This is a genomic window from Tamlana crocina (genome assembly GCA_040429635.1).
In the GTDB taxonomy this organism is placed as follows: Bacteria; Bacteroidota; Bacteroidia; order Flavobacteriales; family Flavobacteriaceae; genus Flavisericum; species Flavisericum crocinum.
This window is the reverse complement of sequence record CP158972.1, coordinates 2,858,015-2,873,237: the sequence shown is the minus strand read 5'-3', so window position 1 is coordinate 2,873,237 and position 15,223 is coordinate 2,858,015. Positions and strand designations below refer to the sequence as shown.

The following is a 15,223-nucleotide window of genomic DNA, read 5'->3' as shown; positions in this document are numbered from 1 at the left end:
TGATTGTGTAATTTTACGATATAACATTAAAAACAATCATGATGAGAAAGCCATTTGCAACACTATTAGTTATAACCGCTTTATCGGTTAGTGTTTTATGCTGTAAGAATAAAGCCAAGGAAGCCGAAACCACCGAAGCCGAAATGCCTGCCACTGCCGAGGCCACTGCCGAAAGCTACAAGGCGAATGTGGATGCCTCGACCATTGAGTGGAAAGGGTTTAAGCCTACAGGCGAACACTATGGCACAATTGATATAGAAAGCGGCACTTTTGATGTAACCAATGGAGAAGTTGTTGGCGGTTCGTTTGTTATTGATATGAACTCTATCGTGGTGAGCGATTTACCAGCTGACGATGAAAAGAACACCAAGCTTACGGGACATTTAAAAAGTGACGATTTTTTTGATGTTGAAAAGTACCCTAATGCTGTTTTTACAATTACCGGAGCTGAAAATGGAGAAGGAAAAACCATGCTGTCGGGTAATTTAACTTTGAAGGATGCTAAAAACAACATTACCTTTCCGGTGACGGTATCGCAAAATGGCGATGAACTGACTTTAGAGAGTGAAAATTTTACAATTGACCGCTCTAAATGGAACGTAAAATACGGTTCTAAATCGTTTTTTGATGACTTGGGCGATAAGTTTATTAACGACGATATCGAGTTAAAAGTAACTGTAAAAGCTACAAAGGCTTAGTGGAAATTATAATTTAAGTTTTACGGAAACTGTCTAGTCCTGAAATATGGCTACAGGTTAAAAAATTGATTTACGCTGTTTTTAAATATACCATATTTGGTGTCTTATAATCTAAAGATACATGTAATCTTATTTGGTTGTATAGATTAATAGCACTTTAAGAGATACTACTTTACGGTACGTTACTTTGAAGCAAAGGCTTTTACATCCTGTTCACTCACTTCATTTCCACCTAAAATAATTAATCGTTCCACGACATTTCTAAGTTCGCGAATGTTTCCGGTCCAATCATATTCCTGCAACAGTTTAATGGCTTTGTCTGAAAAGGATTTGTTCGCAGTACCTTGTTCTTCTGATATTTTTTTTGCGAAATGATTAATGAGTAACGGAATGTCTTCACGTCTGTCGTTCAAAGCAGGGACTTTTATCAAAATAACGGCCAATCTGTGGTACAAATCCTCACGGAATTTACCGTCCTCAATTTCTTGTTTTAAGTTTTTATTGGTGGCGGCAACAATGCGCACATCCACTTTTATGTCTTTGTCGCTGCCTACTCGCTGTATTTTGTTTTCCTGCAAGGCACGGAGCACTTTGGCCTGTGCAGAAAGACTCATGTCGCCAATTTCATCCAAGAAAATAGTACCTCCGTTGGCAGCTTCAAATTTTCCGGCGCGGTCTTTATTGGCGCTGGTAAACGCCCCTTTTACATGACCGAACAGTTCGCTTTCTATCAATTCGGAAGGGATAGCGGCACAGTTCACTTCAATTAAATTGCCTTTGACACGGGCGCTTTTTTCATGAAGCCAATGGGCTACCAATTCTTTTCCGGTACCGTTGGGACCTGTAATAAGAACTCGGGCATCGGTGGGTGCCACCTTATCAATCATATCCTTTATTTGAACGATGCCATCGCTTTCGCCAATCATTTCGTATTTTTTGCTGACCTTCTTTTTTAGGATTTTATTTTCAACAACCAGTTCCTTGCGATCCAAAGCATTCCTAACAGTATTAAGTAGTCGGTTTAAATCTGGCGGTTTCGAAATATAATCGAACGCTCCCAAACGCATCGTGTTTACAGCGGTATCTAAATCACCGTGGCCAGATATCATTACAATAGGTATTTCTGGTTTGATTTTTTTTATAGCTTCCAATACTTCAACGCCATCCATTTTTGGCATTTTAATATCGCAAAGCACTAAATCGAAATCGTCGTTTTTTATTTTTTCTATGCCGCTCAAACCATCTTCAGATTCCTCAACTTTATAAGTATCGTTTTCTTCCGAAAGGATTTTTACCAACACTCTTCTAATGGCGGCTTCGTCTTCAATTACTAATATTTTTGGCATATTCTATATTTTAAGTTTTATTCCCGTTCTTAAATAAAAGGCATTGATGTCGTCTAATTTAAAAATTTCGTCGCGGTCTTTGTTGCGCAAAACATTGTTCATTCTAAATGTGTAACCTGTATACAAATACCCTACCAAATGTTTGGATAGCAAATATTCGTAGCCCAAACCGCCAACAACAACCGACATAGAAATGTGGTCTACGCTTTCGCCGTTTATTACAGAAGGCTCCTGTAAATGTCCCAAATAGCCATCAAGACCCACAAAGGCTTGTATGTTATTTTTTTCGTTTAGGGCGTATTTTACATTCGATTTTGGCACCCCTAAATTAAAGCTCCAATGGGCGTTAACCTCGCGGTAGTAACTTACAAAAGGCAAAGGGAAGGGTATGCCGGTGGTGGCATTGTAGGTTAGCCCTAAAATGAGTCGGTACGGTCGTTTTAGGTCATTAGCGTCAGTGCGATCATTTATGGCGTAAATCCCACCGTTCATAAAATAATCATCAGAAGTGAGCGATTGGGTTAACGTAGAAGCGATTCTCGGGTTGAACTTGGCGCCAAACCGCCACTTTTCGTTCCATTTAAAAGTGTAACCAATGTTAAGGTCGATAACATGGATTTTATTGAACGTAGAGGTATCGAAGGGGTAACGGTCCTCTAGGTTGAGTATAACGTTGTTGTATTCGCCACCAATCACCAAATACGAATCGTTTTTAAGTTCGATGGGGTAGTTTAAAAGCGCTCTCAGTCTGGTGTATTGGTCTTCGGAATCTGACTTTGGAATGAATGAATATTCCAAACGTGCCAAATCGGTAAGTTGCGCATGGCTAAATTGAAACAATAGCAGCATTAAAAACAGGGTTTTTAGTTTAATGGCCATATTTAAAATGCTTGTTTTCAGATGAAAAATATTTAAAGGTTTACAGATTTTCGTTTATTTACTTTCGTTGTAAATGTGTACATCTCTTTGTGGGAATGGGATAGTGATGTTGTTTTCCCTAAAGAGTTTATCTATTTCAAACCGAATATCGCTTTTAGGAAATTGTGCTTTAAAGCTATCGTTAATAGAAAAAGCTATTTTAAAGTTAAGTGAGCTATCGCCAAAATCGGTAAAAACAACAGTGGGTTCGGGTTCGCTCAACACATCGGGGTGGGTGCTTGCAGCCTGCAATAATAGTTTTTTAACCAATTGTACATCACTGCCGTAAGCTACACCAACGTTAACCGATTCTCTTGTGGTAGTGCCATTTTGAGTCCAGTTATATAAACTGTTTTCTAAATACAAATGGTTGGGAATGATTAAAACTTTGTTATCAATCGTTACAGCCCTGGTGGTTCTTAATTTAATTTCTTCAACCCGGCCTATTTTGCCTTCAATTTCAATGATATCGCCCACGTGAACGGTTTGGTCAACAAGAATAAAAACACCTGAAATAATATCCTGAAACAAGGTTTGCAATGCCAAGCCAATACCAATGAGCAAGGCAGCAGAAGCAGCAAAAACGGCCGTAACATTAACGCCTACCGAATGCAGGGTAATAAGTAGGATGACCAAATAGACCAGCCACCTAAAATAGCCATAAACCACATTGAATTTCGATTTGTCGTTTTCTGGTAAATTTTTGGTCAGAAGTTTTAAAACCACCCTTAAAAAAATGGTGGTAATAAAAATAGCGGTAACTACTATGATGAGGTCCATAATAGAAACGCTAATCTTTTCAGTGAAATTGATATGGAGATTCAGAAAGTTTTGAACACTCTCCCAAGCCGAACTTTCTTTTATTTTTTCCTCGATGTTTTCCAGGTTCTGAATCATTTTCAAATTAATATTTAATCCATTTAAAAATTTCCTTGTACGATGGTTTTTTGCCGTACATTAAAATGCCAACGCGGTAAATTTTGGCTGCGAACCAAACCGTAAAAATAAATGAACCTATCAAAATAAGCAACGATACCAACTGTTGCCAAAGCGGCACCCCAAAAGGAATACGCATAAGCATCACCACAGGAGAGGTGAACGGTACAAACGAAAAAATGGTTGAAACCGTACCATGCGGATCTTCAACCACCGTAAATATACCAATATAAACGGCTAAAATTAGCGGCATTAAAATAGGAAGCATAAATTGCTGGGTATCTGTTTCGTTGTCAACGGCAGCACCAATAGCGGCGTATAGCGAACTATAAAGTAAATAACCGCCAATAAAAAACAGGATAAACGCAAATACTAGATTCACCAATGGCAAGTGCATAAAGGCGTTGGCCAAGTCTTGGGCTTGCTGATTTATTTCGGGGTTTTCCATGGCTTGTCGCACCATTTCTTGTTGCGGTGTTTGCATTTGTATCATATCGATGCCCAAAACAAGTGAAACCACAAACATTAAAATACTGCCCAAAATAATCCAAATAACAAATTGTGTAATACCAGCTAAAGAGGTGCCAATGATTTTGCCCAACATTAATTGAATGGGTTTTACCGAAGAAATAATCACTTCGATAATTCGGCTGGTTTTTTCTTCAATAACGCTACGCATAATCATATTGCCATAAATGATGATGAACATAAAGAGCAAGTATCCAGCTGCGCCACCAAAAATAAGCTTTATAACGCTATCGGTTTTTGAAGTTTTTTCACCTTCAAAACTCTCTTGCGCGATGTTCAGATTTACTTTTGATGCGTTTATCATATTGGGGTCAACACCCCTTTTTTCCAGTTCCAAATTAGTGAGCTCTTTTTCTAAAGTTCTTTCAATATCTGAAATTAAGGACAGCGAAGGTGATTCTTTTGAATAAAATGTAATCGCATTTGAACTGCCGCCACTATTTTTTTTAATGTGTAACAAACCGTAGCCCTGTGTGGTTTGCACCAATCCTTTGGCGTCTTCCAAGGGCATATTTAGGATGGTGTAGGTCGTGTTATCAGTACTTTTAAAAATATGTTCAACCGTTTTTGTGTCGTCTAAAATGGAAATGACTTTAGTGCCCTCGTTGTTGAGTTGGGTTAAGTAGGCCACAACCGCGATGAGGGTTATAAAAATAATGGGACTTAAAAAGGTCATGACAATAAACGCCTTGTTTTTTACCTTGGTTAAGTACTCCCGTTTTATAATTAGTGGTAAGTGGTTCATGAATTTAATTGTTCTTTACGGCTTTTATAAATATGTCGTTAACACCCGGGATCAACTCTATAAAATGCGATACTTCGCCTTGTTGTGTTAAGTAGTTTAAAAGTGCGTTGGGCGATTGCTCGGGCGTGAGTTTTATATTTAACTTCAGCTCATTGTCTAACGACTTGAAATGAGCGTCGCTGATGCTGAACTTGTCAGCGAGTTGTTGCCTCAAAGCAGATTGGTTATCGGCTTTTATACCCACCTCATAAGTATTTATTTTGTATTGCCGTTTTACCTCATTTAACTGACCTTCCAATATTTTATTGGATTTGTTGATTAGTGCAATATCGTCGCATAATTCCTCCACCGATTCCATTCTGTGGGTTGAAAAAATAACGGTAGCGCCTTCGTCGCGCAGCCTTAAAATTTCATCCTTTATCAAATTGGCATTTATAGGGTCGAAGCCCGAAAAGGGTTCATCAAAAATCAAAAGTTTAGGTTGGTGTAATACGGTAACCACAAACTGCACTTTTTGTGCCATTCCTTTGGAGAGCTCCTGTATTTTTTTGTTCCACCAATCACCAATTTCCAAACGATCGAACCAATATTTCAATCGGGTTTTGGCTTCAGCTTTGCTTAAGCCTTTTAGCTGGGCCAAATACAAGGCTTGTTCGCCCACTTTCATCGATTTGTACAAGCCGCGTTCTTCGGGCAGGTAGCCAATGTCTTTTATGTGGAGTTGCTTTAGTGGCTCACCGTCCAAAAGTACCGAACCCGAATCGGGCAATGTGATTTGGTTTACTATACGGATTAATGTGGTTTTTCCAGCGCCATTGGGACCCAAAAGCCCAAAAATACTTCCTTTAGGAACGGTAATAGATACCTCGTTAAGGGCTTTATGGTTGCCAAAACTTTTTGAAACTTTATTGACCTCAAGTAGGTTCGCCATACGTACGTTTTAAATGGTAAATATATTAAATGTTAAGGGAGAAGTTTCGCGAATTTGAAGCAAAAAATCGAATAAAAACAAAACCCACCCTTAAAAAGATAAGGATGGGAAAAAAATTGCTATGAAAAAGAAAAATTACCACTAAAGTGAATTAGTGATAGCCAAATATAGTTTTTTTTTTCATACGAAATGCAAATTTTATTGATATGTTAAAGGTTTAAACAAAAAAAATCCGCTTTTTTAGCGGATTTTTTAATTTTATTGTTCATTTTTTATGAAAACATATCTTTTACTTTTTCGAAGAACGATTTGTCAGAGCTCTCCGGTTTTGGCGAAAAATGTTCGTCGTCTTGCATGGCTTCAAAAAACTCTTTTTGCTGTTTGCTAAGGGTTTTTGGAGTCCAAACATTAACGTGTACCAAAAGGTCGCCTTTACCGTAACCGTTGATGCTCGGGATGCCTTTTCCGCGTAAGCGCAATATTTTTCCCGATTGCACGCCGGCTTCAACTTTAATGCGTACTTTTCCGGTAACGGTATCAATTTCCTTTGAAGTTCCCAATACGGCCTCAGGGAAACTTACATATAAATCGTAATGTAAATTATCGCCTTCGCGCTGTAATTTGGCGTGCTGTTCTTCTTCAATAAGAACAATTAAGTCGCCCGAAATACCATTGCCCGGAGCTTCGTTTCCTTTACCGGATACTTTTAACTGCATGCCGTCAACCACACCTGCAGGTATTTTTATTGAAACGGTTTCTTCCGAAACTTTTAAACCTTGTGCATCGGCCCCGCTGCCCATTTTATCGATGATTTGCCCTGCACCGCCACAGGCGTTACAAGGCGCAGAGGTTTGCATGCGGCCCAAAATAGTGTTGGCAATACGGGTAACCTGGCCAGAACCGTTACAAGTAGGGCAGGTTTTATAAGTTGTGCCCGGTGCCTGTACTTTACGTTTTACCTTTACTTTTTTCTCAACGCCGTTGGCAATTTCCTCAAGGGTTAGTTTTACTCTAATACGTAGGTTGCTGCCTTTAACGCGACGCTGGCCACCGCCACCGCCAAAACCAGAGAATCCGCCGCCAAAGCCACCGCCAAAAATATCGCCAAATTGGCTGAATATGTCATCCATATTCATGCCGCCACCACCGCCAAAGCCACCACCATTTTCGAAGGCCTGGTGACCAAATTGGTCGTAGCGTGCTTTTTTGTCGGGGTTGCTCAAAACCTCATAAGCTTCGGCCGCTTCTTTAAATTTGGCCTCAGCTTCTTTGTTGTCTGGGTTTTTGTCGGGGTGAAATTCAATCGCCTTTTTACGGTAGGCTTTTTTGATTTCAGCTGTGCTTGCCCCTTTGTCAATCCCTAATATTTCGTAATAATCTCTTTTCGCCATAATCGTAATTTAAAATCCTTGTTTTTAAAAAAAAGGACTTTTGTTTGAAATTTATTGTCCGATAACCACTTTTGGAAAACGGATTACCTTTTCGCCCAGTTTGTATCCCTTTTCAATCACATCGATAATTTTTCCTTTAAGGTCGTCGCTAGGTGCAGGTATTTGCGTTACGGCCTCGTGGGCATCGGCGTTAAAGGCTTCACCTTGCTCTACCTTAATGGCTTTAAGTCCTTTTTGCTCTAAGGTGTTTACCAGTTTTTGGTAAATTAGCAATACGCCTTTTCGCAATTCTTCGGCTTCTTTGTCTTCGTTAATATGCGTTAGGGCGCGTTCAAAATCGTCAATAATGGGCAGTAAGGTTTTCATAACATCTTCACTGGCCGTTGAAAATAAATCGATACGCTCTTTGGCAGTACGTCTTTTATAATTTTCAAATTCAGCAAACAAGCGTAGAAACTTATCTTTTTCCTGTTGCAACTCTTCCTTAAGTTTTTCTTCGACGCTTTGCTCTTCAGCTACTTGTTCTTCAACTTCAACCGTTTCGTTTTGTACGGCCTCTTCCATTTGCGGGTTTTCTATATCGTTTGCTTTGTTTTTTTTGCTCATTACGTATCTTAGTTTTAATAGAATACAAAAATTGATTGGCAAAAGTACTGCCATTATTGTAAAAATGCCATAATGGCATTAAAAATTTATTTTGTATTTCTTTTTATTCCTCAATGCTTAAAAGATTATTTTCTTCATTAACCTCTTTCAGAAAGAAGTTTTAGCATCAATCAAAGCTTTTAAATAAGACTCATATTTTTTGGAAAAGTCCAACCTAACCAAGTCGTACAGTTTCGTGTAGATTTTCCTTTAGTTGTTTTTTGAAATATTTAATAAATGTTTGTATTTAAACTTTCAAATTTGAGTCCAACTGTCTGCAATTGATTTATTTACAGATGGAATGTAATAATTCGGGAATAAGGTTTGAAAATTTTCCATTTCCGAAATTGATTTGATTGTCAAGTCAAACAGTTTTTTTTCCTTCTTCCGAATCTTGAAGTTTATCAAAGTCCTTTATTTTGACAAAATTATCCGCTAACCTTTCAACGATTAGGTCGATTGTGTTGTATTTCGGATTAGGTTTTTTTATAATAGCCTAACTTTTGGGATATGTGTCGTTTCAATGATTTATATTCGTCGTTAAACGAATTTAGTTGAAATTTTTCACAATGTCAAGCCGTTAAGCCCTAATGTTTAAAAGTAGTTTTAGGGTCAAAACCAACCCCGATTTTAATTCCTCCGGAAATTGATTACCCGAAGCATATTTTTGATTTATTTCCAGTTCAATACCCAAATAGTTTTTGCCGAATTGTTTACGTAGATAAGTCGTAAAACCATCGGCCTTTCCTAAATAGGGAAAATTATAACGAACATTTAGCTCGGGATTTTGCAGGAGTAGCGCTTTTTTAAATTGCACGCAAAAGGCTTTTTCTTCAGTGTGACGGGAATCGTATAGCAAGCCGATGTCACAGTGGCGCTCTTCGCCATTTAAAATAGGGGTAAAGGAATGCACCGAAAGATGTAAAACGGTTTCGCCGTTGGCTATCCAGTGTTTTATGGTTTTCTCCACCGCGTTTCGGTAGGGCAAATAATAGTGGTCTATCAGTTGTAACTTTGCAGTTTTTGGAAGCCCTTTGGTAAACTCCGAAAACAAATTGTGGTGGTGCAACGAGCGGTTCAGTTCAATCAGTAATCGACTGGTTTTCGAGTATTTTGAATAATTGGCCAAAGGTTGCAACGTACGGAACATATCGAGTGCACCAATGTCATAACCACGGTGCGTGTTTAAAACAGATTCCTGGTTTTTAAAACAAGGCTTTAAACCTTCAGGAATGTGGTTTCCGCCGTGTTCGCAAGTCAATACCAGTTTCACGGCACAAATAGTTTATTGTCCTGTAAACATTTCGCTAATTTAAAATACACGGTTTTTAAGTGCTTTTCCGAAAAATCGTTTCCAACAGCTTTTAAAATTCGGGTGGACAAAGTACCCTGTTCCAAAATGGTTTCAATGGCCTGATGATTACCGTTGTCAACATTTGGTTTTACCAATTGGTAAAGCTGTTTCCAAACATTCTGTGCGGTGCTTTCGTTTTCAATTTTAAAGAGTGCCAAATAATCTGTATTCGAAATAACGGCCTGTTCGCTATCCTTAATACAGGCATTTAAAATATCAAAAAGCGGTTCTTTTTGCCAAGACTTTTGCGTGTTTAAATCGACCAATTTTTCCGAAACCAACAGTTTTAAAATTTCAATGATAAACACACAAATGGCGATATCTGCCTGTGGACATTCCTGAATATCGATAAGCCGGATTTCAATCGCATTTCGGTCAAAACGAGCGATCGCACCACGAGAGTTTAAAAAATAATGGTCTAAAATATTGTCGGTGTCGAACGGTTTGATAGCCTTTTTTATAGGGTTGAAAATGGTGTTTTCGTAATCGGTTTTAGAAAACACAGGCTCTGGTATTACCAGTCCCGTCATTTCCGGAATTTCCTTTTGATTGGTTTTGTAATAGTTCAATCGGGCATCTTTAAAAGCCGTTTGTTGGCCTTCCAAAATGGGGGAACTGGCACATAAAGCTGGAATAAGCGGTAAAATAATACGAATAGCGGCATGCAGTTTTTCAAACTCCCCGTCATCATAAAAAGGCAGGTTAATGTGGGTGCTCTGTACGTTGCTCCAACCATGGCCTTTGCAGTTGAAAATACGGTTGTAAAGTGCGTAAACCTCGCTGTAACTGTGTTTCCAAAGTTGGGTTTCGGTGAGTGGATCCATAAAAGGATGGGCCGCCGAGGGCAATAATTGGGCATTTTGTTTGGCCAAAAGCTCATTGATTTCGAAAACATTTTTATGGAACAACGCCGACAGACCATCAAGATTATTGGTGGGGCCATTGGTTTTTAATTCCACCACATGGGCTACCAGTTCGTTGCTCCAAGCGATGTCGCCATTTTCAACATCTGAAGTCAATGTGCCATTTTTGGCTGTTAATAGCTCGTCCACGGTTGGCGTCACTTTTAAATTGGAACGGTTAACGAGCATATATTCCAACTCAATGCCGAAGACTTCAAACAGATGATATTTTTTTCCCATGTTAGTCCACTCGTGTTTTTAAGGCTGTTAATATTTCGGTGTAAACCAAATCGCCGTAAAAGGCATCCTCAACACCAAAATCGATGTTGGGGTTGTCGTTAATTTCAATCACCATGGGTTTACCGTCTACTACTTTTATATCGATGCCCAGCAGGCCTTTTCCAATGAGTTTCGCCGACTTCAATGCCATTTTAATAATGTTTTTAGGCACCTTTTCAATCGGGAAACTTTCAGCATCGCCATCCTGTTCGTTTTTCTTTTTGGCTTTCCAGTTATAGATTTGCCAATGCCCTTTGGCCATATAATATTTACAGGCGAAAAAGGGTTTGCCATCAATAATACCGATGCGCCAATCGTAGTCGGACGGGCAATATTCCTGGGCAATAATCAAATCGGATTCTTTTAGCATTTTATTGGCCAATGCACCAAATTCTTCTTCAGTTTTAGCTTTTTTTACCCCGAATGAAAAAGTGGAATCGGGCGCTTTTAGCACACAGGGTAGTCCCGTTGTTGCCAACACGTCCTTCAGGTTGTCTTTGTGTACAATGATGGTTTTGGGCGTAGCAATATTGGCGTTTTGCAGCGCTTCGGCCATATACACTTTATTGCAGCATTTTAAAATGGCATCGGGATAATCCACCAAGGCAATGCCTTCCTGTTGCGCCTTTCGGGCAAAAGCATAAGCCTCGTTGTTCACTTCGGTGCTTTGCCTGATGAACAGGGCATCGAACGATGACAAACGGGTTAAATCTTTGGGCTCGATAATTTCGGCATAGATGTTCATTTTTTCAGCAATATCGACGAACTTCTTTAACGCTTTTGGATTGCTGGGCGGGGCGGGGTCGTTGGGATTGACCAAAATGGCCAAATCGAAATCGCTTTTCGTCAATTTGGGCGTATCGTAGCGCTTTTTGGAAAAATACTGGTTGGCGAACTGCTGCACACTTTCCAGGTGTTCGTCGGGGATTTCAGATTCCGAAATCACCTTAACGCTCTGTATGTTCCATTTGGTGCTATAACTGAATTTCACCCTAAAAAAAGGCACCTGAAAATGTTTGTAAAACAAGTTGCTGAGCTCCTTGTATTTTTGGGCCACGTTCTGCCCAAAATAAATGCTCAACGTAAACTCACGCGATTTAATGTTTTTTAAACTTTGCTGGATGATGTCGTCAAACTCATCCGATACGATGCGCACCAGTTTTAAGGTTTTTAAATCGACCATGTTTTTTACCGTGGGAACAGCCAAATGGCCTCGGGCTTCTGCCAAAAGCGATACGTAATAGCCTTTAGATTGGTAATTGTAATCTTTGCAAAGATTAAAAATACGGGCTTTTTTAAGTAAGGAAAATTGGGGGTTGGTAAGGTAATCCTGTGATGAAATTACCGTAATATTCTCAATCGAAAAATTCCATTTTTCTGGCTGATTGACAACAATATATTTCTGCATTTAGGTAATGTACAACGAAAAATAGTTTAAACAAAATTAGTGTTTTTTTTAATTGAAAATTATTTTTTCATGAATGTTCAACAACTATTAAAAATAAGCTTTTTTACTAAAGACTGCCTAATGGTGAGCAATTGAAAAAAGGTTTTTGTGATTAGGTTTTGATTAAGGTATTGGGTTTTTCGTTTAACGGTCTCGGCTATGAACAGTTGCGTGTGTTAGCACGCACTTTTGCAAGTACACGACAAGCTGAAAATTCCGCAGGAATTTTCAGGATAAGCCTGTAATAGCAATTGTTTATAGCCATTGTTGTAACCAGTTATTATTTTTTATCGAGTGTCATTTCAAAGAATTTGTTCCATTTTTCACCTCTTTTGTATTCTCCTATTTCATACCATTGTTTGTTTTCATTTAACCAAACTATGTAACGTACATTTTCATTTGGATACCAGTATAGTTTATTATCAATTATTTCTGCTTTAAATTCAGCTGTCATTCCACTTGGCAAATATGAACGGAAAGAATAATGTTCTTTATTTTTATCATAAGTTAAAATTGCTAACGCATTATGTATAACTTTTCCATTAGAAATTCCCTTTCCTTCAATTAAAATAGCGGTAGAGTCTAATTTAAATTGAACTTCTTCTGTTTGAGAAAATTCCGATTTTCCATTTCTATTCATCATCCATCCTGTACCTTTCCAATTACCTTCCATAAAGCTCAGTTCTTTAATTTTATTTTTTAGTATTGGGTTTGTTTCAGAATTTTGCGAGAAGACAGTTGCTGTTGTAAATATTGCTATAGCAATTGAGTAAATAATTTGTTTCATTTTTTTATTTGAATGTTAGTTGTTTATTTTAATAATTTTCAGTGCCCATTTATCTTCTTTCTTTATTAAATTTCTAAGAGCGTGTTTTATAATCCATTGTCTTTCTTTGGTTATCTCATTAGTGTTCCAGCTTTCTATAATTTCCTTACCAATGCTAAAGTTATCTTTTAATATGTCGTTTAAGCAATTAGCTACAGATTTTTGAACATATTTAGATTTATCATCTTTTAAATTGTTTAAAATAGGAATTATTGGTTTTGGGTCTTCAATAAAAATGTCTAATTTTTTTGCCCAAGGTAGTCTCGGTCTTACTCCTTCACTTGCTAACCGCCTAATATGAAAGTTTGAATATTCTGACCACTTTACCATTTGCTTAAGCGTTTTATCAAAATGTTGTAAAATATATGGACGAATAGCATATTCCCCTGTATTTCGTTTGGTTATTTCTTCTATGGCATTCATTGATTTTTCAAAATTATTTATGCCATACTTTTCTACATATTTAGCAATAGGCATTACCCAGTAAAACTCGGTAAACATTCCTGTTTCACTTTTATTTTCTGGTCCTAATATGTCAATCAATTGTAGAAGCCCTAAGTTGTAATTATAATCAAAACTCTTATGTAATTGGTCGGCTATTAATTCTACTCTGTCTTTTAACTCAAGACATTCTAATTTTAATTCGATATTCTGTATTAAAGAGGCTTTGTTATAAGAAGAATTATTCGAAGATAATTTCTCCGCAAGTGCGATAACTAAATCTTTATCAAACCAATATTTTAATTTTTTATACGCCACTCTATTCTATAATTGGTTACAACTTTAATGATATGCGTCGTTTCAATGACTTATATCAGACGTTAAACGAAGGTAGTCGAAAAATTATACAAAATCAAATAAAGCTTACTAACCAAATCCGTTGTGCATTTTGAACATGAAATTTAGTTTATCCGTCAGTTCGAGTGATTTTGAGATTATCGAAATCAAAATATATTTTGATTGAAGATACCTAAGCGGAGCTTAAAAAATTGTATCGAGAACTATTTGGTTACCAAAACATTAATTCTCGATACAAATTTTTCTCATTTCAATCGAAAAATCCACTGGAATTGACGTTTTTTTCCAAAAGCACAACGGGTTAACCAATTTTCACCGAAGTCATGGTTAAAGAACCCGCCACGGGTTTGTCGTTAAAAATGGAAATGGCTTCCTTTTCGTCTTTTAGCGCCAAAGTATAAAGCAGGGGTAAATAATGTTCGGGTGTGGGTATGGCCAATTCGAATGCCCGCCCTTGCGATTTAAAGTTGATGAGGTTTTGGTGGTTGCCATCCAAAATAAATTGTTTCATGGTGTCGTTAGCTTCGGCGGCCCAATCGAAAGCAAAAGTGTCGTTCAATTTGTTCCAGGCTACCATTCTTAAATTGTGAACCATATTGCCGCTGCCAATAATCAAGATGCCTTTTTGTCTGAGACTGTAGAGTTCTTTTGCCAAATCGTAATGGTATTGCGGTGGTTTGGAATAATCGATACTCATTTGTATTACCGGAATATCGGCATTGGGGTACAGGTGTTTGATGACGCTCCATGCGCCGTGGTCCAGTCCCATTTATTATCCAAACCCACTTCGGTTGAGGTGACGAGTTGTTGGGTGGCTTGGGCTAATTCCGGACTGCCTGGTGCTGGGTATTGCACATCGAACAATTCCTGCGGAAAACCACCAAAATCGTGAATGGTTCGCGGGTTGGGCATGGCAGTAACGTAAGTGCCACGGGTTTCCCAGTGTGCCGAAATGCACAAAATAGCATTGGGGCGAACAAGTTCCTTGCCCAGTTTTTTAAACGACGCCACAAATTCATTTTCTTCAATGGCGTTCATAGGAGAGCCGTGGCCCAAAAATAATACGGGCATTTTCGGTGTGCTGCTAAAATGGGACGCTATTTTGTCGAGGTTTTTTAAACTCATAATTTTAGATGGTGGTTTTATGCTCTACGGAAGAGTCTGCCGACTCTAATTTACATGATTTTCAGAAAACAAAAAAGGTTGAATTCATTTGATAAATTCAACCTTTTGGTAAGTGATTTTATGTTTTGATTATGCTGAGTTGCTTTTAAAACGTTCCTTGTTTTGTTCCAAAAACAGATAGTCTTTACTGTGCTTCATTTTGGTATAAAGGTTATGGTTGACCTTTACGGGGATTTTTAAATTCGGAAACTTGATAAGGTAATACTCTTTTTCTTTTCCAATAAGCTGAACGCTGACAGGTGTTTTTTCCATAATCTAAATTTTTTTAAAATTAAACTATAAAATTTGCACCGT

The 15,223-nt window shown here is 38.0% G+C and carries 14 protein-coding genes and 1 pseudogene; 1 reads left to right on the top strand and 14 read right to left on the bottom strand.

The window, feature by feature from the left end; translation table 11 throughout:
* Positions 1–38 precede the first annotated feature (38 nt).
* A complete protein-coding gene (locus tag ABI125_12545) occupies positions 39–698 on the top strand; it encodes a YceI family protein (protein XCF05550.1) in 660 nt (219 codons plus the stop codon).
* Between the two features lie 182 nt (positions 699–880).
* On the opposite strand, the gene ABI125_12540 is transcribed toward ABI125_12545, so the two are convergent.
* The 14 genes and pseudogenes from ABI125_12540 to ABI125_12475 form a co-directional block, all read right to left on the bottom strand.
* Positions 881–2,044 carry a sigma-54 dependent transcriptional regulator gene (locus ABI125_12540; GenBank protein ID XCF05549.1) on the bottom strand — a complete coding sequence of 388 codons (1,164 nt, stop codon included), beginning with the start codon at positions 2,042–2,044 and terminating at the stop codon, positions 881–883.
* 3 nt (positions 2,045–2,047) lie between these two features.
* Positions 2,048–2,923, bottom strand: coding sequence for a DUF6268 family outer membrane beta-barrel protein (locus tag ABI125_12535; protein XCF05548.1), 876 nt, complete (start codon positions 2,921–2,923; stop codon positions 2,048–2,050).
* Between the two features lie 54 nt (positions 2,924–2,977).
* On the bottom strand, positions 2,978–3,859 hold the full coding sequence (locus tag ABI125_12530) for a mechanosensitive ion channel domain-containing protein (GenBank protein XCF05547.1): 882 nt from the start codon (positions 3,857–3,859) through the stop codon (positions 2,978–2,980).
* A 7-nt stretch (positions 3,860–3,866) separates the two neighbouring features.
* Positions 3,867–5,171: an ABC transporter permease gene (locus ABI125_12525; protein ID XCF05546.1), complete on the bottom strand. Its 1,305-nt coding sequence runs from the start codon at positions 5,169–5,171 to the stop codon at positions 3,867–3,869.
* Between the two features lie 4 nt (positions 5,172–5,175).
* On the bottom strand, positions 5,176–6,102 hold the full coding sequence (locus tag ABI125_12520; protein XCF05545.1) for an ABC transporter ATP-binding protein: 927 nt from the start codon (positions 6,100–6,102) through the stop codon (positions 5,176–5,178).
* A 272-nt stretch (positions 6,103–6,374) separates the two neighbouring features.
* Positions 6,375–7,493 carry a molecular chaperone DnaJ gene (gene dnaJ / locus ABI125_12515; protein XCF05544.1) on the bottom strand — a complete coding sequence of 373 codons (1,119 nt, stop codon included), beginning with the start codon at positions 7,491–7,493 and terminating at the stop codon, positions 6,375–6,377.
* A 51-nt stretch (positions 7,494–7,544) separates the two neighbouring features.
* Positions 7,545–8,099 carry a nucleotide exchange factor GrpE gene (locus ABI125_12510; GenBank protein XCF05543.1) on the bottom strand — a complete coding sequence of 185 codons (555 nt, stop codon included), beginning with the start codon at positions 8,097–8,099 and terminating at the stop codon, positions 7,545–7,547.
* Positions 8,100–8,718: 619 nt separating this feature from the next.
* Entirely contained in the window at positions 8,719–9,411 is a 693-nt protein-coding gene (locus tag ABI125_12505; protein ID XCF05542.1) for an N-formylglutamate amidohydrolase, read from the bottom strand.
* On the bottom strand, positions 9,408–10,634 hold the full coding sequence (locus ABI125_12500; GenBank protein ID XCF05541.1) for a glutamate-cysteine ligase family protein: 1,227 nt from the start codon (positions 10,632–10,634) through the stop codon (positions 9,408–9,410). The genes ABI125_12505 and ABI125_12500 overlap by 4 nt, the downstream gene beginning before the upstream one ends.
* A gap of 1 nt (position 10,635) precedes the next feature.
* A complete protein-coding gene (locus tag ABI125_12495; protein XCF05540.1) occupies positions 10,636–12,081 on the bottom strand; it encodes a RimK family protein in 1,446 nt (481 codons plus the stop codon).
* A gap of 319 nt (positions 12,082–12,400) precedes the next feature.
* Positions 12,401–12,907: a hypothetical protein gene (locus ABI125_12490; GenBank protein ID XCF05539.1), complete on the bottom strand. Its 507-nt coding sequence runs from the start codon at positions 12,905–12,907 to the stop codon at positions 12,401–12,403.
* Between the two features lie 15 nt (positions 12,908–12,922).
* Positions 12,923–13,705: a DNA alkylation repair protein gene (locus ABI125_12485; protein XCF05538.1), complete on the bottom strand. Its 783-nt coding sequence runs from the start codon at positions 13,703–13,705 to the stop codon at positions 12,923–12,925.
* Positions 13,706–14,045: 340 nt separating this feature from the next.
* Positions 14,046–14,869 (bottom strand): annotated as a pseudogene (ygiD, locus tag ABI125_12480) (4,5-DOPA dioxygenase extradiol).
* 129 nt (positions 14,870–14,998) lie between these two features.
* Complete coding sequence (locus ABI125_12475; GenBank protein XCF05537.1) at positions 14,999–15,181, bottom strand: hypothetical protein; 183 nt, start codon at positions 15,179–15,181, stop codon at positions 14,999–15,001.
* Positions 15,182–15,223 lie beyond the last annotated feature (42 nt).

Bases quoted from the DNA above. Each gene is read 5' to 3' on its own strand.
- ABI125_12525 (XCF05546.1), bottom strand. From the start codon at position 5,171: ATGAACCACTTACCACTAATTATAAAACGGGAGTACTTAACCAAGGTA.
- ABI125_12500 (XCF05541.1), bottom strand. From the start codon at position 10,634: ATGGGAAAAAAATATCATCTGTTTGAAGTCTTCGGCATTGAGTTGGAA.
- ABI125_12535 (XCF05548.1), bottom strand. From the start codon at position 2,923: ATGGCCATTAAACTAAAAACCCTGTTTTTAATGCTGCTATTGTTTCAA.
- ABI125_12475 (XCF05537.1), bottom strand. From the start codon at position 15,181: ATGGAAAAAACACCTGTCAGCGTTCAGCTTATTGGAAAAGAAAAAGAG.
- ABI125_12545 (XCF05550.1), top strand. From the start codon at position 39: ATGATGAGAAAGCCATTTGCAACACTATTAGTTATAACCGCTTTATCG.
- ABI125_12540 (XCF05549.1), bottom strand. From the start codon at position 2,044: ATGCCAAAAATATTAGTAATTGAAGACGAAGCCGCCATTAGAAGAGTG.
- ABI125_12530 (XCF05547.1), bottom strand. From the start codon at position 3,859: ATGATTCAGAACCTGGAAAACATCGAGGAAAAAATAAAAGAAAGTTCG.
- ABI125_12495 (XCF05540.1), bottom strand. From the start codon at position 12,081: ATGCAGAAATATATTGTTGTCAATCAGCCAGAAAAATGGAATTTTTCG.
- ABI125_12490 (XCF05539.1), bottom strand. From the start codon at position 12,907: ATGAAACAAATTATTTACTCAATTGCTATAGCAATATTTACAACAGCA.
- ABI125_12510 (XCF05543.1), bottom strand. From the start codon at position 8,099: ATGAGCAAAAAAAACAAAGCAAACGATATAGAAAACCCGCAAATGGAA.
- dnaJ (XCF05544.1), bottom strand. From the start codon at position 7,493: ATGGCGAAAAGAGATTATTACGAAATATTAGGGATTGACAAAGGGGCA.
- ABI125_12520 (XCF05545.1), bottom strand. From the start codon at position 6,102: ATGGCGAACCTACTTGAGGTCAATAAAGTTTCAAAAAGTTTTGGCAAC.